Raw genomic sequence first — 25150 nt, 5'->3', positions numbered from 1 at the left:
TTCCTACAAGGTATTTTTATTCTTGTCTGTAGATAACGTTATACGTTCGTCACCTCAGCTTCATCGCCTTTTACACGAACTTTTCCTGTAAGAAGAGATTGCATGAGACCTTGTTTCAAAAATTTTAGAGTCTCTAGCTTTTTTAATTCATTGTTTAATTTGGCATCTTGCATTCCTAATATGTGAGAGATTGTATTTTGTTCCTCTAAACTTGGTAGAGGTACTGGTATACTGTTACAATTGCTTTTATTTAAATAAGGTATCGTGGTCTGTGTTGCTAATTTTTTCATATAGCTTTCCTTTAATTCTAGTACCTTTGACAAAAATAAGGGATTTACACTTGGTGGGCATACAAATGCATGTAATTGTTGGTTAATTGTGATTGCCGTTTTAACAACGGCTGTTATTCCAAATGTTCCAACACAAGTCATAATAACACTGTTTGGCGGAATAATTTTCCCTCCGACTCTTTCTAATTCTTCTCTACTAACAAAATTCCCCGATTTCGAAGTAGTAATGTAAGGTCCATCAATATCTGAAACAGTAATCCACGGTATACTACCATTAAACTCCTTAGGTTTGTTTCTCCCTGGAACTATACTCTCACACAATTCCCCTACCTTTACCACCTCCCACTCCTCAGGAATCTCCCCAATCTCTGTTTTCTTAAACTTTGTATGTCCAATTCCTTTTGCAAAAAATTGCTGCATTAATCCTTTTTTCACTTGTTCTGTTTGTTCAATAATATCTTTTGTTTTTTCAATTGCTTCATCAATAGATGAAAGGATTTTTGCGATTTTTGACTGCTCTTGAAGCGGTGGATACGGGGTAAACAACTCTGAAAATACCGAGAAGCTAATTTGCTTTCCATCACGGATACCAATGACCGCCTTGTCTAAGATATTAATAAATTTATTAGATTTGAAATAATACTTAAAAAAATCTGTTACAATAGGCAATTTAGGTTTGATAACAGTGTAAGCAGGACTCACAATACCACGATACTCTGAAACCTCGAGACCACCTTGAAATGACCTAAGACTTATAATAAAATCCCCTTTATCTACCAATTTAAAAGTTGCTGAATTACTATTTTCCATAGTAATTCTTTTTTCTAACAGATTTCTTGGTAGTACCCCTTTGTCTTGAGTTACCGATAACACAGGTTCATCGGGAAAGTTTTTTATACTTTTATTGTCAAATAATTCACCATTCTTCTTTACTGTCCAATTGTTTGGGAACAAGCCTATAGGTGTTTTTTTGTAATCACTCACCATACCCCAACTCCTTTAAATACCTATACATTACCTCTTCAATCTCTTCACGCTCTTTCTCCAACTTACAAAGTGTTGCTAATGCGACAGCTACATCAATTTGTTCTTCTTCCTCTGTTGTATCAATATAACGAGTAATGTTTAGGTTATAGTCATTTTCACGAATTTCTTCGATGTTTACAGCACGACAATACTTCTCTACCTCTTCGTATTTGTCATATGCCGCTACAAGTTTTTCAATATCTTGGTCACGTAATGTATTTTGATTCTTATCTTCTTGATAGTCCTGAGAACTGTCTAGGAAGAAGATTTTATTTTTACGCTCTTCCGTCTTATTACGGTTCAGAATAAGGATGCTCGCTGGAATACCTGTACCATAAAACAAGTTTGAAGGTAATCCAATAACTGCTTCGATTAGGTCCTCCTCAATAATTCCCTTACGAATTTTCCCCTCTGCTCCTCCACGGAATAGAACACCGTGAGGCATAACAACTCCAGCTTTTCCTTCATGATTTAATGTTGCAATCATGTGCTGAATAAACGCATAGTCTCCCGCTGTTTTTGGTGGTAAGCCAAAGCGAAAACGACCATATTCATCACTTTCCGCCTCTTCACGTCCCCAATTCTTTAAGCTGAATGGAGGGTTGGCAATAACACGGTCATATAAAATAAGTTCACCTTCTTCCGTGAGTTTCGGGTCACGAATCGTATCTCCCTTTTCAATACGATGGTCACTTAATCCATGTAACAAGAGATTCATTTTACAAATTGCCCATGTATTAAGATTTCTTTCCTGCCCATGTAGGACCAGATTTCGTGGGTTTCCATCTTTTTCTTTGATGCAGTCAACCGCTTGGATAAGCATACCACCAGAACCTGCAGTAGGGTCACATACACGCATGCCTTCTTCTGGCTTAATTAGCTTTACAATAAGTTCTACTACCTTACTAGGTGTATAGAACTCTCCACCTTTTTTACCTGCATCATCTGCGAACTTCTTAATCAGATACTCATATGCACGACCAAGCATGTCAGGCTCGGACAAACTTGCATTGCTCAAATCAATTTTGGAAAAGTGCTGCATCAATTGCAGTAAAAGGTTGTCAGATAGCTTCTCTTTATCGTTAAAATCGATTGTTGCTAGTACCCCTTGTAACGATACGTTCTCTTCTTCTAGTTGTTCGAATGCTTTGTTAATAGAGTTACCAATGTCTTGCGTTTTTGAACGAATATCTTCCCACCTTGCACCTTCTGGAACGAAGAACTGATGCTCATCACGGTCATACCATCCGTAGTCATCTTGTTCCTCTTCTTCAATACGTTTTGCTGTTTCTACAAATACATCATTTAAGCGCTTTAGGAACAGTAAACCAAATATGTAATTTTTATAATCAGAGGAATCAATACTTCCTCGCAATATGTTCGCAGATTCCCATAAATGAGATTCCAATTGTTGTAATGTTAATTTCTCCATGTTCTTTCCTCCGTTTGAATTACATCTATATCCATGCATGTTATTGAATAGGCTGTCTATCTTCTACTATAACAAAATAACCCCCTTACAACTAGCTTCTTCCTGTCTATATCTAAGCATATGGCTACTGAACCAGATACTAAAAAGTGCTGTGAGATTTCCTAATCCCAGTAACTAATAAAAGCAATATTTCATTAAATGTTGTGTGATAAGAGCCTCCCTCTTTTCATAAGTAAGAGAGACGCAATAATGTAGCAGTATACTATCCTATATCAACAAAGAAGATTGATTTTCCCACCTTCTTTTAAGAATATTATATTAATGATACAATTGGCACATAATAAAAAGAACTCGATGCGCTAACATCGAGTTCTGCGTACAACTATTTACAGCATTGTGGTAGTTTATCTAATTCAATTATTTGGAATCAGAAGAAGAACCATCAGCTTGGTCGGCATCGTGGTTCTTTTTCTTTTCTCAAGTTCTACTGTAACAATCCTTACTAAAGCAAAAGTTCCATCGAAAATTAGTATAGTTCCCGATAGCAAAACAACTTTCTCTTACAATTATACAGACAGCTAAGCACATAATTTTGTGGCAACAAATGGTCACATAACCATTCCTTCTTACTAACCTCTACTTACATTTTCAATAATCTCTCGTTGGAAAAACCCTTTAGCAGACAATTCTAGAGGCTTCATTCTTCTCCTTATAATGAGCAGAGAGTTGAATCTGTACTATCCCGTAAGTCATGTCCTGCTTCGTAGAAACAAAGGTAGAGATAGAAAAAGACCTCCCGAAGGAAATCCATTTTTAATTATATGGTGTTATTGGCGGTTCAAGTATTTGTTCTCCACTTACTTTGCCTTGATAGCTCTTAGAATTGAACCAGTTGCGATTAACATTGTACCTGCTACAAAGAATGACGCACTAAGTACAAAGAAACCTGTAAGTACATTTGTATTGATAATATAATTATACGCATCTCCACCTACGTAGGCATATTTATTCGAATCGGTATATGTTTCAGAATTTTGATATCCTCCGAGTCTATCAAATCCTAAGAAAAGTAATACTGCTGAATGGATGTAAAAGATAATTCCCCAAATTGTCCATTTTTTTGTTTTCACGATAATTCTCCTTTTTGCATCTATTATTAATTAATTCATTTATACAGTTTAAATGTTTTTTATTAGAATGTAAATCATATCAATCTTGACTTTCTTAGCCCCAACATCTTTTCCTAGCTTATCAACTTTTGATGTTAATTGATTCTTATTATCAACAAGATTTAAAATCTCTTCGACTTCTGTCCTTCTATTGTCAAGTTTCTTTTTCAGCTTCCACGCTCTCATATTTCCTTCTCGGACACTCAACATTTCCATACCCTGTGTCTGAACCACCCTATGCCTATTCTCTCCACAAGTCCTCCTCTAATTGTGGAAATTCTCCCCCCTCTACATCAAAAAGGAATGAGTCTCCTCATTCCCCTTACCATTATACAGACAGCTAAGCACATAATTTTGTGGTCACAAATGGTCACAGAACTTGCAAAAATCACTGCTTTTTTAATAGAATTCCGTTTATACAAACCCGTAAAAATACCTTTAAATCAACGTTTCTCCCGTAGCTCAGCAGGGAGAGCGCCACCTTGACAGGGTGGAGGTCGTGAGTTCGATCCTCTCCGGGATCATATGAAAAACCCCTTGATAGTCAAGGGGTTTTCTTTATGTAGCAAATAAATGATTATTATTAAAACTAAATTTTTTCCCTACTTCTTTTCTCCATTTTGGAGAAAGACATAAATTATATTAATCATCGCTCTGCGTTGTTCGCTAGAACTCGATTCTTTACTCTCTTTTGAGAGCTTTTTAAAATTCTCTTTGAAAAATAGCCTAATACGGCAATTTTTATATTTATTTATATAAATTTCTCAACAAAAAAGATCTACACAGTTTAACTATGCAGATCTTTGTAAATTTAAGTTTAAAAATGAATAGACGAATCCTATTTTTGCCCTAACTTGATTGCCTTTTTGATATTACTAAATGCACCTTTACCATATATTAATACGCCACCGCGGTAAACACGACTCGTTAAACCAATCATTATACATATTGTTGCGATTAGAATCCCTAATGCTAGCGCAATCTCCCATACTGGGATATTAAGGAATCCAATTCGTACAAGCATAACTATAGGAGTAAAGAAAGGTACATAACTAGTAATGGTAACAACCATGCTGCTTGGATTTGACATTCCATAAATTGCAATATACAAAGCAGCAAGTAACATAAACATCAGCGGCATAACAGCTTGAGAAGATTCCTCTATACGCGTAATGATAGAGCCAAATAGACAAGATAATGAGCCATATAATAAGAATCCTAATGTGAAGAATAGAATCCCATAAAACACTAGAGTTGGAGCAACAGAATTTAAATCAATACTATTTAAAATATCATTTTTCGAATCATTAATTGCTGTTTTATATCCAACAGTTGCGACCAAGCCCCAAATTATGATTTGCGTAATACCAGCCAATAATGTCGAGAATAGCTTCGCATATAAATGTTTGGTAGGCGAAATACTTGAAACAACTAACTCCATAACACGAGAAGATTTCTCTGTTGCAACATCTGTTGCTAATTGTGCAGCATACATTAATATCATTAGATAATTTAGCATGATAAAGACATTAATTAAAATCCCTACACCCTCAGTATGTTCTCCATCTTTAACCTTATCTGAAACCGTTTTGGTATGAATTTCTACTGGCGTTGTTAACACCTTTAATTCATCTTGCGATAGATTCAATTGCTGGGCGAAGTTAGAAGATTGTATTTGAGATAAAATCGTTTGAACCTTGCTAACATCTTGCTGATTTACATCCGTCTCAGTTATATACGTAGCCTTTAATTGTTTATTATTCAATTCCTCTACAACGATTGCATATGTATAATCACCATTTTTAACACCTGATTCTGCTTTTTGTTTATCCGTGCTACGTTTAACTTGTATCTTACTATCGACATTTTTAAACACTTGATGAATGGTTGAATATAATTCTTCTTTTTCTGTTACAACAACAACTTGATCGTCCTCGTTACCTACAAACAAGTTATAAATCTTGTCAAAATTCATCAATCCTATAATTAACATAGAAACTATTATTGTAATAGCAAAATATGATTTTGATTTCACTTTAGATTTATAGTTTTGTAAAAAAATTGTCCAGAAACTACTCATTTTGTGCACCTACTTTCGCAATAAAGATATCATTTAATGTAGGCTCTTCTACTGCAAACTTTTTAACATACCCTAATTTTGTTATCTCTTTAAATAAAACATGTGACACTTCTTCATATGAAATTTTAAGAGTAACTGCATTTTTACGTTTCTTCATACTTTCTACACCTTTTATTTCTTTCAAATGGTCAAAGTCATGATCGCCAACGATTACAACGTTCTTTTTACCAAAATCACTTTTAATTTTGGCAATGTCACCCTGAACAACAGGTACACCTTTGTGCATAATACAAATGTGTTGGCATAACTCTTCCACATGTTCCATACGATGTGAACTAAAAAGAATTGACGACCCTTGTTTTTGCATATCAAGAACAGCGTCTTTTAACATTTCAACATTTACTGGGTCTAAACCACTAAATGGTTCATCTAAAATTAAGAGTTCAGGCTTATGTATAATCGCTGTTATCAGCTGGATTTTTTGCTGATTCCCTTTAGAAAGTTCTCCTACCTTTTTGTTCAGATGCTCAGTAATATTAAAACGCTCCAGCCAATAGTGAAGTTCTTTTTCTGCATCTTTACTTTTCATGTTCTTTAGTTTTGCAAAAAAGTTAACTTGTTCTTTGACAGTCATTTTCGCATAAAGACCACGTTCTTCTGGTAAATACCCAATTTTATCTGTAACACCATAATTTATAGGTTTACCATTCCATGAAATGGTCCCACTTGATTTCGATAAAAGTCCAAGTATCATTCGAAATGTAGTCGTTTTACCTGCTCCATTCCCGCCCAAGAATCCAAATATTTCACCTTTTGGTATCTCGATATTCAAATTATTCACTGCAACATGCTCGTCAAATTTCTTTGTTAAATCTTTAATTAGTAAACTCATTATCCACACCCTTAAATCCCAAGATGATTTATTTATACAATTGTATATCCATAGTCAACCACAATATTTTGCCCTCTAATGGCATCGCTTTTATCAGACATTAAAAATAAAATGACATTTGTTACATCTGAAATTTCAACAAATTTTCTATATGGAATCTTTTTTAATAACTTATTTCCTTCAAAGGACTTCAAATAGCTTTCGTTATTATCGTTTATGCTATAGGACAGTGAATTGTATACCACTGTAATGATTCATTTTTTATCTTTCAAAAATGAATCATTACCAACAAATGTTATATTTCGCATTATAAGGTTAGCATAAGATTTTAAATATTTAATATGCAATTCTGCATATTTTAATACTCTCAATTATTTACATAGTGTTTGACCATCTTTATTTAAAGCAGCCCCCACATTTACAAAATTCACTTAAAACAAGAATTTGTTTATCCATACTTTTTCTATAATTTTTCATGGAAGAACTGAAATTAATTAGTACCCCTGTTAAACACCTAAATCTGATACTTAAACTAACTAATCTTCCGCTAATAAATTGTTGTCTTATTTAACTTCACAATTAATAGTATCCAGCAGGCATAGTCACAACATCTTCGTACACCTCCTCATTAAAGCTGAAGGAACACTAATTAAAATCTGGTCCAGAAATTTTACCTTTCTACGTTACAGGATCCGCATAAGAAAACATAGAATACAGTACCTCCTCTGTTACAACTAGCTTTATGTCTTGAATTCAAAAAAACATAATATCTAATTTATATAATTAATTTCGTGAGTTCAAACCTCTCCAGGTTCATAAAAAAGAGACACCATATCAACCTTCTATGTGATATGGTGTCTCTTTTTTATCTAATTCAATCACTTCCCACCAAACATCTTCTCCAAAGACTTTGCATTGGCAAACAATACTTCTTTCAAGTTATCGTCAGCAACGATTTTATAGTCGCCATCTTTGTCTTTCTTTAAGTTCAATGTAACTTCGCGAGTTGCCATTGCTGCATCTTTATCCGTTAAGTTTTTGATGATAGTTGAGGTCATTGTTTTTTCAATCGCTTTTTCAGATTGTTCTTTGTCTTCGCTAAATGCGCTAGCGAAGGCCATTGGCATAACTTCTCCCACTGCTTTTGTTACAGCAACAGATAGATCAACAGATGTAATTTTCACTTTCACTTCTGCTTTGTCATCCTTTTTCGATACTTCTTCTAGCTTTTCAAATTTAAAGTTCTTTGTAATTGCACTTAGCATTGCTTTTGCCTCAGCATCATCTGTTTTTTCATTTAGTTTATTAAATTCCTTGTCACTCTCAACAAATGTACGAGCATTTTCTACATCACCTTTTTGTATCGCTGTTAAAAATTCTTCTGTAGTATCTTTCGGATTTGCACACCCTGCTAAAACAACCGCTGTTAATCCTACTACCATCATTAATAGCAATAATCTCTTTATCTTTTGCACGCTCATTCTCCTCATTATCTTTTCTAGTAAGTCAGTATCATACAATATTATGAAACTGACATTACAAACATTTTTTAGTATAGCATTTATATGATTAATTTTCTATTAATTCCCAAAAATATAAAGAGCCTTGCAGCATTCCTACAAGGCCTCTCTTCTATCAATCTGTATCCGTAGCACAAATGAACCACATTTTCTGTTCCCTACTACCATCCATATAGTCCGATCAAAGATCATAAGCGATAACCAAAGTGATATATTAATAGCAGCAAATAATAAATATAAAATGAAGTCTCTCTTTTGTAGTGCCCCTCTATTCATTACAATGTAAAATGCACCGATAGGAGGCAAAATAAAGCAAAGGAAAAAGTTTTTCTTAACAACCATAGATACGCAGTTTCTTTCTGCATATGAATCCCCTTTTCATCATAATACTTGCTTCAACATCGGCCTCACTACCCTATATTCATCACTATAAGCTTCCTTTATGATTAAAGGCGGATATTCACTTTTTTCTTCCTCAATCATTGTAAACACTTCTGTTTTCTCTTGTAATGTATTAGATTCTCTATTTTTAGTAGGGTTTTTACTTGTTTTAATTTTCTTTGTTACTTCGCCAAGTTTTTGCCCAACTTCTTCTACTTTGGCAGGTTCATTCGTAACATAGTATTCTTGTTCGTCCCATACTAATATAGGTGGCACTTGTTCTCTTTTGTTACATATTATATAAGTAGTACTAGCTACAAGTAGTATACAAGTTAATAAATAGAAGATAGTTTTTTTATTCATATACTACACTCCTTATCTATCAGTTCATTGGATTATATAACACAATTTATTTACAGTAAATGGATTTAGCGGTAATTTTCAGGTTTAATAATAAAGAAAAACCTTACCGAAGTAAAATTCCGTTTTTACATTCTATAGTGACTGATTAATTAATACGATCATTACAATAATCGCTATAAGCATAACAACTAAACAGCCGATTAATTTATAAAATCCTCGCTTCGTTAATGTCCCACCTTGAACATCTTTACGAATAAATAAGAATACGGCTAAAAATAATACAAGCCCAATGCCAAAAGCATACATCATTTGCATATGTTAATCTTCCTTTCTCTCTTCCATCTTAATATCTTTTTGCCAAAACAACAAATGAGATAAAGACGGTACTCATCGTAAGTGCCATAAGTATATTCAATAATTCAGTAGCAGATAGTGTAAGTATTTTTAAGTTTAAGCCGATAGAGAAAAGAAGATAATATGCTGTTAATGCAAAAAAGGTTACAAACATTCCTTTATAACGAATAAGTTTCATTCGCTCGTCTTTTTCTTTAAATTGCGGGTGCAAGTAGCTTAGACAGAAACTCATAATCATCATCCCAAGCAATGGATACGTTATAGCTGGCGGTGCAGAATGCGTCATTATACCTGTTAATATCATAAATCCACTCATAAATAGAAAAATAATCCCCATAATTACAAAGTACTTTTGTGAATAATTCATCCCTATTCCCCCTCTTCTTTTCCTTCATAAATAAATACATGTTCTATCGTTGTTTGAAATGTTTTTGCTATTTCAAATGCTAACGGAAGTGATGGATCGTATTTCCCCTTTTCAATTGAAATGATGGTTTGTCTGGAAACTCCAAGTTTCTCAGCCAACTTTTCTTGAGATAGTCCAAATTTCTTTCGGTATTCGACCATTTTATTTTCCAAGGAAATTTCTCCCTCCTTCCATATATCGAGTATATATGTAAAGTAAACTTTACGTCAAGGTTCCTTTACATTTATTTCAATCAGTTTTCGTTCTATTTATATAGAAGAAACTTGTTCGATTTCAGCACGTCTATTTTGTAATAAAACATGGAACACTGTATGTAATCGTTACTATATTTCCTCCTCACTTTTTTAAAAATTTAATATCTTCATATTTGTTTTATCCTTTTAAAATATTTCATTCTCTGCTTTATTAGATGCAATGTGTTATTTGTTTTACGGTGTTTTTTGGCATATTTATAGAAACTAACGGGTTATAAAGCATTTTTTATGTTTAACCACTTTTTTTGTAGAAATCCTTCATTTTCCTTTCGATATTTAACACTATCGAAATAAAGTTTATGGTAAATTCATAATTTTTTATTTTTTATACTATATTCCGTTATATTGTTGTATAATATCTATGAAAGCGCTTATTATTTCAATATACATAATTCGAATCAACTTTTATCAAAACATTCCAATGATTATACTTATATTTACATGTAACAATTCTAGTTTTCAATGTAGGTATACCAAATATATCCACCCCATTTTTCTGTAAAATTACTTTATAAAGTGAAAGATTAACTTGGGTGATAAGTTATTGTGAATGTTTTTTTACAAAACAGATAAGTAATAGTGTTTGGTATTATGTAAATTATTGTAATAACATAAGAGTAAAGAAAACATTTACATTGATTATTGGTTCATCAATTATTGAAAAGAGCAAAATGCACCTTTTGTATGGAAAAGGATTATATGCATTGGGAGGTTTAAACAAATGACGAGGAAGAATACAACGACAAACCCTTGGGCCAAGTTCCACGGTCCGAACCTTGGTTATGTGATTGAACAGTATGATCTTTACGTAACTGGAGCAGGTTCTGTTGATCCGGAATTACAAGAGCTTTTTGAAATTTTTGGAGCTCCTTCGTTTCAAGATGATGTCGTAACAGGGGACAACACAGCAACACATTTTTCTCCTCAAAACACAGGTAACATTGAAAAAATTCTTAAAGTCGTTCAACTTGTTGAGCAGATTCGTTCTTTCGGGCACACGTTGGCTCACATCAACCCGATGGAAGATGCTGCAAATGGACAATCTCTTCTTGAGAAAGCAATGAACGAACTGAGCGATGCTGACTTGAAAGCGATTCCAGCGAAAACAGTATGGCAAGATGCACCAGAAGGTATTCACACTGCACTTGATGTAATTCATAGATTAAAAGACGTTTATACAAAATCTTTAGCTTATGAATTTTCTCATATACAAGATAGTGAAGAACGCACGTGGTTGCATCAAATGGTGGAATCAAATTCATTGCGTCAACCACTATCAAATAAAAAACGAACTGCTCTTTTAAAACGTTTAACAGCTGTTGAAGGTTTCGAGCAATTCTTGCATAAAACATTCGTTGGGCAAAAACGTTTCTCTATCGAGGGCGTTGATATGCTTGTGCCTGTTTTAGATGAAATTGTTCTAGAAGGTGCTAAGAACGGTGTAGAGGATGTCATGATTGGTATGGCTCACCGCGGTCGTCTAAGCGTACTTGCTCACGTATTAGAAAAACCATATAGTCACATGTTTGCTGAGTTCAAACATGCAAAAATAGAAGGCGCAGTAGCCAATTCTGGCTGGACTGGCGACGTAAAATACCACCTAGGTAGAGAACAAGTCGTTAGTAACGAAGAAGTTAGCACTCGCGTGACATTAGCAAATAACCCGAGTCATCTTGAGTTCGTGAATCCTGTAGTAGAAGGTTTCGCACGTGCTGCTCAAGAGAATCGTAAAAAATCTGGTCTTCCAGATCAAGATATTTCAAAATCATTCGTAATTTTAGTTCATGGTGATGCTGCATTCCCTGGTCAAGGTATTGTATCTGAAACGCTCAACTTAAGCAGATTGAACGCGTATCAAACAGGCGGAACGATTCATGTTATCGCAAACAATGCAGTTGGTTTTACAACTGATAGCTATGATTCTCGTTCTACGAAATATTCAAGTGACCTTGCAAAAGGTTTCGATATTCCGATTGTTCACGTGAACGCTGATGATCCAGAAGCTTGTCTTGCAGCTGCTAACCTTGCGATTCAATATCGCATGTTGTTCAAAAAAGACTTCTTAATCGATTTAATCGGTTACCGTCGATATGGTCATAACGAAATGGATGACCCAGCGGTTACGCAACCACAAGTGTACAAAAAAATTAAAAATCACCCAACTGTAAGAGCAATTTATGCAGATCAATTACAAGCTGCTGGTGTTCTAAATGCAGATGAGGTTGAAACAATTACTCAGTTTACGCAAGAACAATTAAAATCCGATTATGCACAAGTACCGCCAGCTGATACGAGCGATGCAACAATTCACGTTAAAGTGCCAGATGTTGTTGCAAAAGGCATTCAACCAATTGATACTGGTGTTGAGATTGACTCACTTCGTGCAATTAATGAAGGTCTACTATCTTGGCCAGAAGGCTTTAACGTATATCCGAAAGTGAAGAAAATTCTTGAGCGCCGTAAAGATGCTTTAGAAGAGAACGGTAAAATTGAATGGGCACTTGCTGAGTCATTAGCATTCGCTTCTATTTTACAAGAAGGTACGCCAATTCGTTTAACTGGTCAAGATTCACAGCGTGGTACATTTGCGCACCGTCATATCGTATTACACGATACTGATACAAATGAAACATATTCACCATTACATCGCTTACCAAACATTAATGCATCATTCTCTGTTCATAACAGTCCGTTATCAGAGGCTGCTGTTGTTGGTTACGAATATGGTTATAACGTATTCGCTCCAGAAACTCTTGTTATGTGGGAAGCGCAATATGGTGACTTTTCAAATACTGCGCAAGCATTATTTGATCAATATGTTTCAGCTGGAAGAGCAAAATGGGGTCAAAAATCTGGTTTAGTTCTTCTATTACCACACGGTTATGAAGGGCAAGGACCAGAGCACTCTAGTGCACGTCCAGAGCGTTTCTTACAGTTAGCTGCTGAGAATAACTGGACAGTTGCAAACTTAACGAGCGCGGCACAGTACTTCCATATCCTGCGTCGTCAAGCATCTATCTTAGGAACAGAAGCTGTTCGACCATTAGTACTGATGACGCCGAAGAGTTTATTACGTCACCCACTTACGCTTTCAACTGCTAGTCAGTTAAGCGAAGGACGTTTCCAACCTGCTTTAGAACAAGAAAACCTTGGCACGAAACCAAATAAAGTAAAACGTCTTGTTTTAAGCACAGGTAAAATGGCGATTGACTTAGCAGCAGAAATCGAGTCTGGTAAACATGAGTACAACTTAGACGAAGTTCATGTCGTTCGTATCGAGCAATTGTACCCATTCCCTGCTGAGAAAGTTCAATCTATTATTAAACGATTTAAAAACTTAGAAGAAATCATTTGGGTTCAAGAAGAACCTCGTAATATGGGCGCATGGCATTACATGGCTCCAATTCTGTTCGAACTTGCTGGAGATAAAGTGAAAACAGGTTACATTGGACGTCCTGATCGCTCTAGTCCATCTGGCGGCGATCCATTCGCTCACAAAGCCGAGCAAGAACTAATTGTTGCACACGCTTTAGATGTGAAGTATAACTTCCGTCAAGATAAACAAGAAATTGAAGTTTTCAGCAACTAAAAAGTAATAATGAAGGTTTCTAGCTTGTTCCCTGGGCAGATATTCTGCCCAAGGCCAGGCTAACAAATGGAGATTACCGAAGACAAAAGAAGAAAAAACACACCGTTAGGCAAATAAGGGGAGGACATTTAAAATGATCGAAATTAAAGTACCTGAGCTTGCAGAATCTATTACCGAAGGAACTATTTCACAATGGCTTATCAACGTAGGCGACAAAGTTGAGAAAGGCGGCAGCGTTGTTGAGCTTGAAACTGATAAAGTCAATGTAGAAATCATTGCAGAAGATTCAGGTATTGTATCGAAGTTACTAGGCGAACCTGGGGATACAGTTGAAGTTGGCGCAACTATCGCAATTTTAGATGCTAATGGAGCACCAGTTGCAGTAAGTACACCTGCACCACCTGCTGAGCAAGCAAAACAAGAAACAGCTGAAGCACCGAAAGCTGCGGCTCCAAATGCTGAACAAACTACGAGTCTACAAGGCTTACCAAATACGAACCGTCCTATCGCATCACCAGCTGCTAGAAAAATGGCTCGTGAATTAGGAATCGACTTAAACGACGTACGTAGCACAGATCCACTTGGACGCGTGAGACCACATGATGTACAAGCTCATGCTGCAGCACCAAAAGAAGCACCAGCTGCTCCAAAGAGCCCAGCTCCTGCTCCAGTTGCAAAAACGGAATTCGAAAAACCAGTTGAGCGCGTGAAAATGTCCCGCCGCCGTCAAACAATTGCAAAACGTCTTGTAGAAGTTCAACAAACATCTGCAATGTTAACAACATTTAACGAAGTTGATATGAGTGCGATCATGGAATTACGTAAAGAGCGTAAAGACGCTTTCGAGAAAAAACATGATGTACGTCTTGGCTTCATGTCATTCTTCACAAAAGCAGTTGTTGCAGCATTAAAACAATTCCCATTATTAAATGCTGAAATTCAAGGTGACGAGCTTATCATCAAAAAATTCTATGATATCGGTATTGCAGTAGCAGCTCCAGATGGATTAGTTGTTCCAGTTGTACGCGATGCTAACCAATTAAACTTCGCTGAAATCGAAAGTGAAATTCGTAATTTAGGTATGAAAGCACGCGATAACAAACTTTCATTAAAAGAACTACAAGGTGGTACATTTACAATTACAAACGGTGGTGTATTCGGTTCTCTAATGTCAACACCAATCCTAAATAGCCCTCAAGTTGGTATTTTAGGAATGCATAAAATCCAAGTACGCCCAGTTGCAATTGATAACGAGCGTATGGAAAACCGCCCAATGATGTACATTGCTTTATCTTACGATCACCGTATTGTTGATGGTAAAGAAGCAGTTAGCTTCCTTGTTGCTGTTAAAGATATGCTTGAAGATCCAAAATCATTATTATTAGAAGGTTGATAGATTAATAATCTAATATATAAAGGCTGTAGAATACATCATTCTACAGCCTTTTTTTGCGTTCATACGGGACAAATTTCATGACATAAGATAATAATGTATGCCTAAACGTAAGGAGGATTAAAATGAATAACCTTCCAATTCATGCAAAACTTAAAGTAAATAAGGATACTTTCTTCCTGCCCGATTCAAACGGGGGTGTCTATTTTCGAAATAACGCCAGTTCATTTCGCATGGACGGTGATGGAATTTATGACTGGATTGAAAAATTAATGCCAATGTTTAACGGTAATCATTCTTTAGCAGAAATAACTGATGGTCTCCCTCTCCCCTATCAAAATCGTGTATTTGAAATTGGAGAGGTTTTATATGAAAATGGTTTCGTTCGCGATGCAAATCAAGATGCACCTCATGAATTAAACAGTACATTACTCGACAGATATGCTTCACAAATTGAATTTTTAGAAGCTGATTCTCATTCAGGTGCTTTAAAATTTGAAACGTACCGCGGAGCAAATGTCCTTGTACTTGGCTCCGGAGATATGCTTACTTCTTTAGTTTCTTCTTTATTAGAATCTGGTTTACCTACATTTCATTACCTCGTTACAGATCGAGATGAAACAAACTATGAAAGAATACATGAGCTAATAGAACGTGCATATGAAGTTGATAACGGTGTACTCATTCAAGAAATCGATACTACAATTGACCGTCCCTTGCATGAAGTATTCGAACCTTTTGATTGGATTTTATATGTTTCTCAAAATGGAGACATTGACGGTTTAAAAACAGTTCACACTATTTGTAGAGAAACGAAAAAGAATTTTATACCAGCTATTTGTTTATCAACACTCGGTATAGCTGGACCTGTCGTAACGGAAAATCGTGATGAATGCTGGGAATCCGCATGGCATCGGCTACATGAAACGACTTTGCAAAATGAAAATTCATCAGATTCCTTCTCACCAATTACATCTGCAATGTTAGCAAATGTAATCGTTTTTGAATTGTTTAAACATGTCGCGGATGATTTATATCGTGAAAAAGAATTACAATTCTTTTTATTAAACTATGAAACACTTGAAGGAACGTGGCATCCTTTTATAAAACACCCTCTTGCAACTGATGAAAGTTTTACAATTGATACGATAGAAAATCTTTCTGAAAAACTTGAGCATCGGTCCAACCAACATACTTCAACTGATGTATTCCGCTTTTTCGACTCATTAACTTCTAAAGAAGCCGGTATATTCCATGTATGGGATGAACAAGATTCATATCAATTACCGTTATCACAATGCTATATTCAAGTAGCCAATCCATTATCAGATGGCCCAGCTCCCCTTCTGCCTCTTATGACTCGCAGTGGATTAACTCATAATGAAGCACGCCGAGAAGCTGGTTTAACAGGAATTGAAACATATGTAGCAGAAATCATTCACCGCCTTATTCCTGAACATAACGATATCGGTATTGGCGCTGGAGAAACGATGACAGAAGGATTTTACCGGGCACTACAACAACATTTAAATAATAAATTGTATGAACGGCAGTCACATATGCTAGAAGAACTTACAACGATTGATTTAACTGATATTCACGATAAACATTGTAGATTTTATTACGATGCCCTTGCTACAATTCATGAAACACCTAAAATCGCAATGAGTGAAGAGATTCTCAGTTTTCCAGTCGTTTGGGTTGGTATAAATGATAAATGGTACGGTGCATCTAATATTAATATGACGTTAGCGTTACGGAGCGCACTACAACTATCACTGCTCCACATTCAAAGTGAAGAGACTCCTTACAGAGCTAATATCTTGCCTGAATCATCTATTATTTTATATGACACGGATTCTTTTAGGGTGGAAATACAAGCGGAAGAAGAAATTCCAAGTGTGCAATCTTTACAGCTTGCCTTACAGCATTTAGAAGAACATAATTTTTATCCCTTCGTGTTTGATTTAGCAATCGAACCATTTTTGAAAGAAAACTTAGACGGTGTGTATGGGGTATTAATTGCAAAGGAGGACGGTCTATGACTCAAAATATATTGCTTATAGGGGATGGCCTTCTTGCAGACTATGTACATGATCAATTATGCAAACAATATTCCATCATTCGTCAGCATACCCTTACAGAAGAACTTCCTGAAAATATTTATCTCGCTCTCGTATTACATGATGGATCTCCTTCTACTATTCATCATGATGCTGAGCTAATTTTTCGCTCAAATCATATTCCGTGGCTTCGTGGTTTCACTTCATTTGGCGAAGGTATTATCGGTCCTTACATTCATCCTCTTACGCCCGGATGTTCCCATTGTTCTGATGGACGCCGTTTTATCGCTGGCTTTGATCAAAAAGAAATGTGGGAACTACAGCGGAAATATGCCTTTAAAGCCGAAAATGGAACGAGGCGTGATGTACGTGCCACCCAAAATGGCATGTTACAAATGTGCCATCTTATTTGCGCAGAAACAGAAAAAATATTAACTCATAACCATTCTTCTTTAGAAAATGAACTTATTTTACTAAACTTACAAACATTACAATGTACGCGGCATTCTTTTCTTCCAGATCCTCTCTGTCCTGTATGTAGTAGTTTACCTGATGATACTGCGGATGCGGCGGAAGTTTCTTTACAACCGAGTTTAAAAGTAAGCACCGAAACGTATCGCTGCCGTTCCATTCATGAATTAAACACATTTTTAACGAAAGACTATTTAGATTATCGGATCGGTATGTTGAACGGCAAAATGCAGCATTCTTTATTGCCATTCGCTGACGTTATTATAAACATGCCATTAATGTTTGGAAATGAAGGTGTTGCAGGCCGAACTCATTCATTTGCAGTGAGTGAAGCAACTGCTATTTTAGAAGGTTTAGAACGATATTGCGGTATGTCGCCTCGCGGGAAAAAGACAAATGTGCATGGTAGTTTTCATGATTTAGAGGAACATGCACTAAATCCCCTTACACTCGGTGTGCATACAAATGAACACTACAATCGTGATAATTTTCCATTTAAGCCGTTTGATCCTGATTATGAGCAAAACTGGGTATGGGGATATTCTTTATCACAAAACAGACCGCTTTTAGTTCCTGAATCAATTGCTTATTATAGCCTTGGTCATCGAGATGCTTTCGTGTATGAAACATCAAATGGATGTGCAATTGGCGGTAGTTTAGAAGAAGCGATTTTTCACGGCATTTTAGAAATTGTAGAGCGTGATGCCTTCTTACTCACTTGGTATGCCGAATTACCTCTTCCCCGCCTTGATCTTAGTTCAGCAAATGATACAGAATTACAATTAATGATCCAGCGGTTACGTACGATTACTGGATATGAATTACACGCTTTTAACGCGACGATGGAACACGGCATCCCGAGCTTATGGGTAATTGCAAAGAATACACGTGAAAATGGAATGAACGTTGTTTGTGCGGGAGGCGCTCATTTAGATCCTATTCGAGCTTTAAAAAGTGCCATTCAAGAAATAGCAGGCATGTTACTTATAACAGACGATGAACTCGAGCACAAAAGAGAATACTATGAAAAATGCTTACAAGATCCTTATTTCGTTAATAAAATGGAAGACCACAGTATGCTGTATGGATTGAAAGAAACGGAAGAACGTCTTCACTTCCTTTTACGAGAAGATGCACCAGTGCAAACGTTCCAAGAAATGAATGTATCACAGTCATTTGATATGGATTTAACATCCGATCTCCACCAACTTTTAAATCGTTTGCATCAATCTAATCTTGAAATAATCGTTGTAGATCAAACCGTTCCCCTTATAGAAAAGAACGGACTACACTGTGTAAAAGTCATTATTCCAGGCATGTTACCGATGACATTCGGCCATCACCTTACTCGTGTTACAGGATTAGATAGAGTCTATACCGTACCGATGACACTTGGATATAGCACTGAACCGTTAACAAATGAACAATTAAATCCACATCCGCACCCGTTTCCATAGTAAAGGAGGGATTTCATGCAGCTAGATACTTTTTTACATCATCTCCATTTCTCTATTGATGAAATTATGCCGAATCATGAGGTGGACTGGAAAGACGCACCGCTTCCTTATAAATTATATCGAAATGTACCTACCATCCCGCTCTCCTTAGAAATCCCGTTATCTTTATCGAACTCTTCTACTACACCTACTCTAAATGAGATTGGTCACTACCTTTGGTATTCATTTGGTGTAACACAATTATGTCAGCTAAATAGCGAGAGAAATGTATTACGCAGATCCATTCCTTCAGGCGGTGCTTTATATCCCAATGAATTGTATATCTATTTAAAGATTGACGATTATCCAGATGGCATTTACCATTATGACGCCGCGCATCACCGACTTATTTTACTTCGCGAAGGAAATTTCGATTCTTATTTAGCAGACGCACTCGGTAATCGCTGTAATATACATGATTGTTTCGGTGCCGCATTCGTATCCACTATGTTTTGGAAAAACTTCTTTAAATACAATAACTTTTCATATCGCCTTCAAGGATTAGATAGCGGGGTTCTCATTGGGCAATTACTAGAATGTGCAAAACAGTTCGGTTATACGAACGGCGTATACTTTCAATTTCTAGATCGTGCACTGAACCATTTACTCGGATTGTCAGAAGGTGAAGAAAGTGTGTATGCCGTTATTCCTTTAAGTACAGAGCCAGAAACTAATTGGTTTCACAATGATTACCGTGAAAATAAAACAGTTACTTCTCATGAGTTGTTGCAACAAATTCCGCCGTTAGCACATGAACATTTCGTTCGCTCAAAACATGTAGGTGAATATCCGATGATAACAAAAATAAATGAAGCTTCTATGATCGAATCGACAGCACACTTCCAAACACTACATCATGAAGAGCACTATCAACATAATGCGTACGCTGTACAGCTACCAAAAGTAGAACGGTTATCGTATGATTTCCTACAACTTTGTAAAAAACGATATTCTCCTGATGCGGACTTTATTTTAACGAAATGGGATGCAGCCGAGCTCGCTACTTTACTACAAGAAGCGAGCCTCTCCTTCCCCTATTACAACGACCTTGACGGTAAGTATGCAAATGAAAATGCACGCGTCTTCTTATATGGATGTTTTTATAACGTGAAAAATATTGAAAACGGGGCTTACGCTTATAATAGTAAAACACATTCGATACAACCAATTCGGTATGGAGACCTTCGTTACCCTCTTCAATCTAGTATGACGATGGATAACGTAAACCTTTTTCAAGTACCACTTTGCTTACATGTAGTCGGAAAGAAAGATTACTATACACGTGCATTAGGCTATAGAGGATATCGTATTCACCAAATGGAAGCTGGTATACTCGTTCATAAACTCGTTTTTGCAGCGACCGCGATGGGGATGGGCGGGCATCCATTACTTAGTTTTGATACAAATTCATGTGATCAATTGTACGGTATTGATGCTGGGAATGAAACGTCTCTTATTCAAATTCCTGTTGGGGCGTATCGAGCGCGGAATTGGTTAAAAGGGGTTTTGCATAGTTAAAAGCACGCCGATGGACGGCGTGCTTTTTTACTAGATTAACTTAAAAATACTCTTAATTTGTCTAGCAAATAACCAATTTTTCGTACCGTAGTTATCATTTAAACTATCTAAATTAATAGATTGTCCGTTAGCAAACTTTAATTCTAACGTTGTATTTTTGTCATTTGTTTTTAAATTACTATTTGTAATATCATCATACTTTAATTTTTCAATCTCAATATATTCGTCTTTTTCTTGTCCGATCACGACATGGTCTTGGAAGAAGAAAAACACTTCTACTTTTTTACCGAAACAAAATACATTTTTCGTATAAATTAATGTCGCATTATCAAGTCCGACGCATACTTCTTTCATCTCTTCCACAACGTGTCCAAAGTCTTCTTCTTGTCTTGCGTTTGATTCAGCAATCCATTCTTCGATTGTTTTCATGTTAATTGCCATACTGTGCCCCCTGGTTCGTTCATTGCTTTTTTTAAAAATAAATACTATATGAAAATATAAGCGATAAGTACTATGTTTTCAAGGGTGAACGGTATATTCAAAATAAAGTTAAATTTCAAAGTAATCTACTAGAGGCACCGATTTCATTATATTTTAAACGTTTGAACGAGACATTCTTCATCATCGATTAACTGTGTTTTCTCATCAAATACGATGTTTAGCTCCCTATATACTTTCTTCCAAAAAGAAACAGCTGGTACATTTTTCACAAGTTCGATAACGAAATACTGTCCTCGTTTCTCTTTTAGTACATTCTCAATAACTTGTTTACCAATTCCTTTTCCTTTGTACTGATTCAATATGAAAATGTCATTTATGCCAAAGTCGTTTTCCTTCTTCAAAAACGGGCGTTCCAACAATATTAAAAATCCTACAATACTATTTTCAGCTTTTATAAAATACGGAGTGATTCCGTCATTTCCCCAAAACATGTGCAAATCTTCGTATTCAAAAAATCCATTTGCCCCAATCTTTATATTAGGAGTGAATGTAGAGAGATTATGAAGATATAGTGCGTACAAATTACGTAATATTTCTTTTTCAGATTCTTGAACGGTTTGAAGTGCTACAAACATTTTTAATAATCCCCTTCCCTATATGTAACTGTTTCTCCCTCTTTATTATTCGCTAAAAAAGTTTACCTACCTTTGCAAAAAAATAGCACTTAAAAAGTGCTATTCTGCTCTCCTTGCCGCTTGCTGAATTGGGTCCCAAACGCTGTTATATGGTGGTGCATAACTTAAATCGACATCTTCTAAATCATGAATGCTCATTTTATTGAAAAGTGCCATCGCGATCACATCAATACGTTTATCTACGCCTTCTTCTCCAATTACTTGCCCGCCCAACAATTGTTTCGTATCAGAGCGATATAGTAGTTTCAAGTAAAGTGGTTTTGCATTTGGATAATAGCCCGCCATATTTGTAGAATCTACTTTGACCGTTTTATACGGGATATGTAGCCCTTTTGCTTCTTTTTCATTTAAGCCTGTTCTTGCGAGCGTCAAATCCATAAATTTAATAATACCTGTGCCTAACGTACCTTTAAATGCTCTTCGTTTATCAAGCATATTCAGTCCAGCAAGTCGCCCTTGTTTATTAGCAGTCGTTCCGAGCGGGATATGATCATGAATTTCCTTTATAACGTGGTAATGTGTTGCGCAATCACCGGCTGCATATACGTCTTGCACATTCGTTTGCATATATGCATTTACTTCGATTGCCCCTTTATAATTTGTACGTATATTTGTTCCTTCAAGAAAATCAGTATTCGGCTTCACTCCAACCGATACTAAAACAAGATCTGCTTTATACGTACCTTTATCCGTTTCAATTTGTTCCACTCTTTCATTTCCTTTAAATGCTTTCACATTTTCATTCGTTAAAATTTCAATATTGTGTTTATCTGCTTCTTTATGTATATATTCAGCCATATCTGCATCATAAATCGTACCGATATGATCATTTCGCTCAATCATTCTTACTTTCTTACCAAGTTCGACGAATGTTTCTGCCATCTCCAGTCCAATCGCACCACCGCCAATAATGGTTACATCTTCAACTTTATTCGTTTCTAGCGTTTTTAATATACGCTCAGCATCTGGAATTGTTTTTAAAAGGTGAACACCTTGCAAATCTCGACCTTCCCATTCTGGCATAACAGGACGCACTCCAGTTGCAATTAATAAACGATCGTACGGAAATTCAAAAACTTCTTTCGTCTTCGTATGCTCTGCGTACACCATTTTCTTTTCTGTATCTACTTTCGTTACTTCATGACGCACTTTCGCATCAATTCCATATTTCTCACGAAACGTCTTTACGTTGCGCGCGATTAACTTTTCAGTTGAAGCGATAGCACCACTAATGACATACGGTAATCCACACTGAGCGTATGAATAAATTTCACCTTTTTCTAACGTTACAACAGTTGCATTTTCATCGTTTCTAACAATTTGCATAGCTGCACTCATACCAGCTGCATCTCCGCCAATAATGACATAGTTCACTTTACCACTCCTTCTTTTTTTACATACTCTTTACGTTTTCCATATTTTATAAAAATAACACCTACTTCCATTGTAAAGAAAGAGGATTTTATCTTCAAATTTGGTGCACAAACCTATGCCTAAATAGGTAGCCGTCGTGTCTCATAAACAACATGTTTAATATGCTATAACAGTTACTATTGAAAGTAGGTGAAATATATGTGCGCCGGCCTTCTCGCCCAGCTTCCAGATGAACCGCAAGAACCAAAAGAACCGAAACCCGCCCTCTCACTTGACCAAGAATTTTCCATTAATGCGACAATATACAGCGCTCGTGCCTGGTTATCTAACGATGATACGTTTGCGCAAGATATTTGGAAAGCTACCCAATTCGCTTCAGCATCACATGCTGGCAAGTCTATCTTTCCAGTCGGTTCAGTTAAAATTCTGAACTTCTCTGACGATACAATAACTGTTACTGCTTCACCAGAATCAGATCATGCGCTCAAAATAGTCGTCCCTCCCCATTCCGAGGCAGCCCTAACATCTGGTCCTTTATCACATATACAAGCTAGTACATCAGGAGGATCAAGTAAAGTCACATTTCTCTTTCACATCTTTTTCTCAAGGGATCCTGGTTCAGATAAATAACCATAAAAAAGGTACAGTTATGCACTGTACCTTTTTCACATGTTTATTCTCTTGATTTGATGAGTTCAACATTATAAGTTTCAATATCTGTTAGCTTTCCTGTAAAATATGGATTTTCTCTATACCAAGATTGTTTTGAAAAATACGTTTGCATATCTTTCGTCTGAAAAATATGTCCATGCCTTGCATATATTTCATTTCTAGCAATTTTCAACTGTTCTTTCGATAAATATGCTAAATCTGTACTCGTTAATTTTCGAATATCACTATCTGGGAAAATGAAACCATTATATACATACGGAGTGGTAGATGGCGGAGTAACATTATAAACAACTGTTTTTTCTGTACTTTTCTTTTGAAATGGAAGATTATAAGACGGAAGTGCCGTTACCGTTTCTACCTTCGTCGTTTCCCTTCCATTTTCTCCATTTCGTTCTAAATAAATCGTCGTACTTCCATCAGTCGCTATAGGCCCCCATGTAATTTCTTCTCCTGCCAGTGCTGTAACTGGTTTTTGATTTACGTACAATGTTGCACCAGGCGCGTTCGTTTGAACTGTAATATATTGACCTTGCAACGTTAAATCTATCATTACGTTATTTTGGCTTTGTTTCATAAGTACAACCTTTTCCTCACGCGATAGTTTTACATAATCATTTTTATATTCTGATTGAAACACTTGATTGCCCGGAAGAAACGGCCCATATTGCTTCTCAAACTTTTTGTCATCTGTCTTATCAATTTCTTTTCCGTTCATTTTTAACGATACGCCTTTTTCATTTGTAAGCAAAGTGGTATAGTACGTCTTCACTTTCAATTTATACCGATCAAATATAAAGAAATACTTTCCGTCTTTCGTTAACGAAAAATCAGCTCTTTCTATTCCGTCCCGTTGTTTTTCACCTTGTCTCAAATATTCTTTTAATTCATTCACATACGATGGATTTTCTTTTATATATGAAAATAGAGGCGTTAAACTCTCTTTTGTTATCATAACCGATTGATCATCTGCCGTAATGATCTCAGCTAATTTCTCTCCGTCCCTCTCTTGTAAAATCGTAATCATCCGATCTACTTGTGCCACCTGCGTATAATACGATGATCCGTACAAATATAATCCAATAATCGCTATAACAAATAGTGCTAACAGTGTAATGCCAACCTTTGCACCACCGCTCATGTTCTTCTTTACTACAGGACTTCCCCTCTTCGTCCCGCAGTTTTGACAAAATTGCACACCATCTTCAAACTGAATTCCGCACTTTGTACATACATTCATCCAGTCAACCACC

General features: G+C 36.1%; 22 protein-coding genes, 1 tRNA gene and 1 pseudogene. 7 read left to right on the top strand and 17 right to left on the bottom strand.

Going from position 1 to position 25150, the window contains the following annotated elements:
* Window positions 1-38: 38 nt before the first annotated feature.
* The 4 genes from ACLBXA_RS14545 to ACLBXA_RS14530 form a co-directional block, all read right to left on the bottom strand.
* Window positions 39-1274, bottom strand: coding sequence for a restriction endonuclease subunit S (locus tag ACLBXA_RS14545; protein ID WP_447617289.1), 1236 nt, complete (start codon window positions 1272-1274; stop codon window positions 39-41).
* Window positions 1267-2748, bottom strand: coding sequence for a type I restriction-modification system subunit M (locus ACLBXA_RS14540; protein ID WP_447617287.1), 1482 nt, complete (start codon window positions 2746-2748; stop codon window positions 1267-1269). Before ACLBXA_RS14540 ends, ACLBXA_RS14545 begins: the two co-directional genes overlap by 8 nt.
* Before the next feature lie 857 nt (window positions 2749-3605).
* On the bottom strand, window positions 3606-3878 hold the full coding sequence (locus ACLBXA_RS14535; protein ID WP_447617286.1) for a hypothetical protein: 273 nt from the start codon (window positions 3876-3878) through the stop codon (window positions 3606-3608).
* Window positions 3879-3926: 48 nt separating this feature from the next.
* A complete protein-coding gene (locus tag ACLBXA_RS14530) occupies window positions 3927-4133 on the bottom strand; it encodes a hypothetical protein (protein WP_447617285.1) in 207 nt (68 codons plus the stop codon).
* 237 nt (window positions 4134-4370) lie between these two features.
* Between ACLBXA_RS14530 and ACLBXA_RS14525 the strand changes: the two genes are divergently transcribed.
* Window positions 4371-4441, top strand: a tRNA-Val gene (locus tag ACLBXA_RS14525).
* Window positions 4442-4755: 314 nt separating this feature from the next.
* Here the strand turns inward: ACLBXA_RS14525 and ACLBXA_RS14520 are convergent.
* From ACLBXA_RS14520 to ACLBXA_RS14480, 9 genes and pseudogenes are all read right to left on the bottom strand, one after another.
* On the bottom strand, window positions 4756-5997 hold the full coding sequence (locus tag ACLBXA_RS14520) for an ABC transporter permease (RefSeq protein ID WP_000094237.1): 1242 nt from the start codon (window positions 5995-5997) through the stop codon (window positions 4756-4758).
* Window positions 5990-6889, bottom strand: a complete 900-nt coding sequence (locus ACLBXA_RS14515) for an ABC transporter ATP-binding protein (RefSeq protein WP_000054722.1) — start codon at window positions 6887-6889, stop codon at window positions 5990-5992. The genes ACLBXA_RS14520 and ACLBXA_RS14515 overlap by 8 nt, the downstream gene beginning before the upstream one ends.
* A gap of 32 nt (window positions 6890-6921) precedes the next feature.
* Entirely contained in the window at window positions 6922-7134 is a 213-nt protein-coding gene (locus ACLBXA_RS14510; protein WP_003258596.1) for an SDR family oxidoreductase, read from the bottom strand.
* A gap of 633 nt (window positions 7135-7767) precedes the next feature.
* Window positions 7768-8364, bottom strand: coding sequence for a hypothetical protein (locus ACLBXA_RS14505; protein WP_140153110.1), 597 nt, complete (start codon window positions 8362-8364; stop codon window positions 7768-7770).
* Between the two features lie 141 nt (window positions 8365-8505).
* Window positions 8506-8774: pseudogene (locus ACLBXA_RS14500) on the bottom strand (hypothetical protein).
* A gap of 16 nt (window positions 8775-8790) precedes the next feature.
* Window positions 8791-9153 carry a hypothetical protein gene (locus ACLBXA_RS14495; protein ID WP_001036577.1) on the bottom strand — a complete coding sequence of 121 codons (363 nt, stop codon included), beginning with the start codon at window positions 9151-9153 and terminating at the stop codon, window positions 8791-8793.
* A gap of 132 nt (window positions 9154-9285) precedes the next feature.
* Window positions 9286-9468, bottom strand: a complete 183-nt coding sequence (locus ACLBXA_RS14490; RefSeq protein ID WP_001178294.1) for a DUF3976 domain-containing protein — start codon at window positions 9466-9468, stop codon at window positions 9286-9288.
* A gap of 28 nt (window positions 9469-9496) precedes the next feature.
* Entirely contained in the window at window positions 9497-9874 is a 378-nt protein-coding gene (locus ACLBXA_RS14485; RefSeq protein WP_001109901.1) for a hypothetical protein, read from the bottom strand.
* Between the two features lie 2 nt (window positions 9875-9876).
* Window positions 9877-10086 (bottom strand): helix-turn-helix transcriptional regulator, encoded by a 210-nt coding sequence (locus ACLBXA_RS14480; protein WP_000428506.1) that lies wholly within the window; start codon window positions 10084-10086, stop codon window positions 9877-9879.
* Between the two features lie 823 nt (window positions 10087-10909).
* On the opposite strand from ACLBXA_RS14480, the gene odhA reads away from it, so the two are divergent.
* The 5 genes from odhA (at window position 10910) to ACLBXA_RS14455 (ending at window position 20718) form a co-directional block, all read left to right on the top strand.
* Entirely contained in the window at window positions 10910-13777 is a 2868-nt protein-coding gene (gene odhA, locus ACLBXA_RS14475) for a 2-oxoglutarate dehydrogenase E1 component (protein WP_000197142.1), read from the top strand.
* A 133-nt stretch (window positions 13778-13910) separates the two neighbouring features.
* Window positions 13911-15170, top strand: coding sequence for a 2-oxoglutarate dehydrogenase complex dihydrolipoyllysine-residue succinyltransferase (odhB, locus tag ACLBXA_RS14470; RefSeq protein WP_000569919.1), 1260 nt, complete (start codon window positions 13911-13913; stop codon window positions 15168-15170).
* Between the two features lie 125 nt (window positions 15171-15295).
* Window positions 15296-17215 (top strand): putative thiazole-containing bacteriocin maturation protein, encoded by a 1920-nt coding sequence (locus tag ACLBXA_RS14465; RefSeq protein ID WP_242297396.1) that lies wholly within the window; start codon window positions 15296-15298, stop codon window positions 17213-17215.
* On the top strand, window positions 17212-19161 hold the full coding sequence (locus ACLBXA_RS14460) for a TOMM precursor leader peptide-binding protein (RefSeq protein ID WP_447617282.1): 1950 nt from the start codon (window positions 17212-17214) through the stop codon (window positions 19159-19161). The genes ACLBXA_RS14465 and ACLBXA_RS14460 overlap by 4 nt, the downstream gene beginning before the upstream one ends.
* 15 nt (window positions 19162-19176) lie before the next feature.
* Window positions 19177-20718, top strand: coding sequence for a SagB family peptide dehydrogenase (locus tag ACLBXA_RS14455; protein WP_001175544.1), 1542 nt, complete (start codon window positions 19177-19179; stop codon window positions 20716-20718).
* A 30-nt stretch (window positions 20719-20748) separates the two neighbouring features.
* Here ACLBXA_RS14455 and ACLBXA_RS14450 read toward each other — a convergent pair whose 3' ends face one another.
* The 3 genes from ACLBXA_RS14450 to ACLBXA_RS14440 all read right to left on the bottom strand — a co-directional run bounded on the left by ACLBXA_RS14450 (window position 20749) and on the right by ACLBXA_RS14440 (window position 23228).
* Entirely contained in the window at window positions 20749-21159 is a 411-nt protein-coding gene (locus ACLBXA_RS14450; protein ID WP_000996793.1) for a DUF3908 family protein, read from the bottom strand.
* Between the two features lie 146 nt (window positions 21160-21305).
* Window positions 21306-21794 (bottom strand): GNAT family N-acetyltransferase, encoded by a 489-nt coding sequence (locus ACLBXA_RS14445; protein ID WP_447617279.1) that lies wholly within the window; start codon window positions 21792-21794, stop codon window positions 21306-21308.
* A 99-nt stretch (window positions 21795-21893) separates the two neighbouring features.
* On the bottom strand, window positions 21894-23228 hold the full coding sequence (locus tag ACLBXA_RS14440) for a CoA-disulfide reductase (RefSeq protein WP_150191827.1): 1335 nt from the start codon (window positions 23226-23228) through the stop codon (window positions 21894-21896).
* A gap of 198 nt (window positions 23229-23426) precedes the next feature.
* Between ACLBXA_RS14440 and ACLBXA_RS14435 the strand changes: the two genes are divergently transcribed.
* Window positions 23427-23858 (top strand): hypothetical protein, encoded by a 432-nt coding sequence (locus ACLBXA_RS14435; protein WP_000332402.1) that lies wholly within the window; start codon window positions 23427-23429, stop codon window positions 23856-23858.
* A 43-nt stretch (window positions 23859-23901) separates the two neighbouring features.
* Here ACLBXA_RS14435 and ACLBXA_RS14430 read toward each other — a convergent pair whose 3' ends face one another.
* A complete protein-coding gene (locus ACLBXA_RS14430; RefSeq protein ID WP_001099914.1) occupies window positions 23902-25137 on the bottom strand; it encodes a TcaA 3rd/4th domain-containing protein in 1236 nt (411 codons plus the stop codon).
* Window positions 25138-25150: the final 13 nt, after the last annotated feature.

It is taken from the genome of Bacillus sp. D48C, from assembly GCF_053345735.1.
The sequence above is the reverse complement of the archived record's forward strand: the minus strand, read 5'-3'. Positions and strand labels throughout refer to the sequence as shown.

Coding starts and splice junctions, on each gene's coding strand:
- ACLBXA_RS14515 (WP_000054722.1), bottom strand. CDS start 6,889: ATGAGTTTACTAATTAAAGATTTAACAAAGAAATTTGACGAGCATGTT.
- ACLBXA_RS14450 (WP_000996793.1), bottom strand. CDS start 21,159: ATGGCAATTAACATGAAAACAATCGAAGAATGGATTGCTGAATCAAAC.
- ACLBXA_RS14465 (WP_242297396.1), top strand. CDS start 15,296: ATGAATAACCTTCCAATTCATGCAAAACTTAAAGTAAATAAGGATACT.
- ACLBXA_RS14460 (WP_447617282.1), top strand. CDS start 17,212: ATGACTCAAAATATATTGCTTATAGGGGATGGCCTTCTTGCAGACTAT.
- odhB (WP_000569919.1), top strand. CDS start 13,911: ATGATCGAAATTAAAGTACCTGAGCTTGCAGAATCTATTACCGAAGGA.
- ACLBXA_RS14435 (WP_000332402.1), top strand. CDS start 23,427: ATGTGCGCCGGCCTTCTCGCCCAGCTTCCAGATGAACCGCAAGAACCA.
- ACLBXA_RS14455 (WP_001175544.1), top strand. CDS start 19,177: ATGCAGCTAGATACTTTTTTACATCATCTCCATTTCTCTATTGATGAA.
- ACLBXA_RS14485 (WP_001109901.1), bottom strand. CDS start 9,874: ATGAATTATTCACAAAAGTACTTTGTAATTATGGGGATTATTTTTCTA.
- ACLBXA_RS14530 (WP_447617285.1), bottom strand. CDS start 4,133: ATGGAAATGTTGAGTGTCCGAGAAGGAAATATGAGAGCGTGGAAGCTG.
- ACLBXA_RS14540 (WP_447617287.1), bottom strand. CDS start 2,748: ATGGAGAAATTAACATTACAACAATTGGAATCTCATTTATGGGAATCT.
- odhA (WP_000197142.1), top strand. CDS start 10,910: ATGACGAGGAAGAATACAACGACAAACCCTTGGGCCAAGTTCCACGGT.
- ACLBXA_RS14490 (WP_001178294.1), bottom strand. CDS start 9,468: ATGCAAATGATGTATGCTTTTGGCATTGGGCTTGTATTATTTTTAGCC.
- ACLBXA_RS14430 (WP_001099914.1), bottom strand. CDS start 25,137: ATGAATGTATGTACAAAGTGCGGAATTCAGTTTGAAGATGGTGTGCAA.
- ACLBXA_RS14495 (WP_001036577.1), bottom strand. CDS start 9,153: ATGAATAAAAAAACTATCTTCTATTTATTAACTTGTATACTACTTGTA.
- ACLBXA_RS14445 (WP_447617279.1), bottom strand. CDS start 21,794: ATGTTTGTAGCACTTCAAACCGTTCAAGAATCTGAAAAAGAAATATTA.
- ACLBXA_RS14520 (WP_000094237.1), bottom strand. CDS start 5,997: ATGAGTAGTTTCTGGACAATTTTTTTACAAAACTATAAATCTAAAGTG.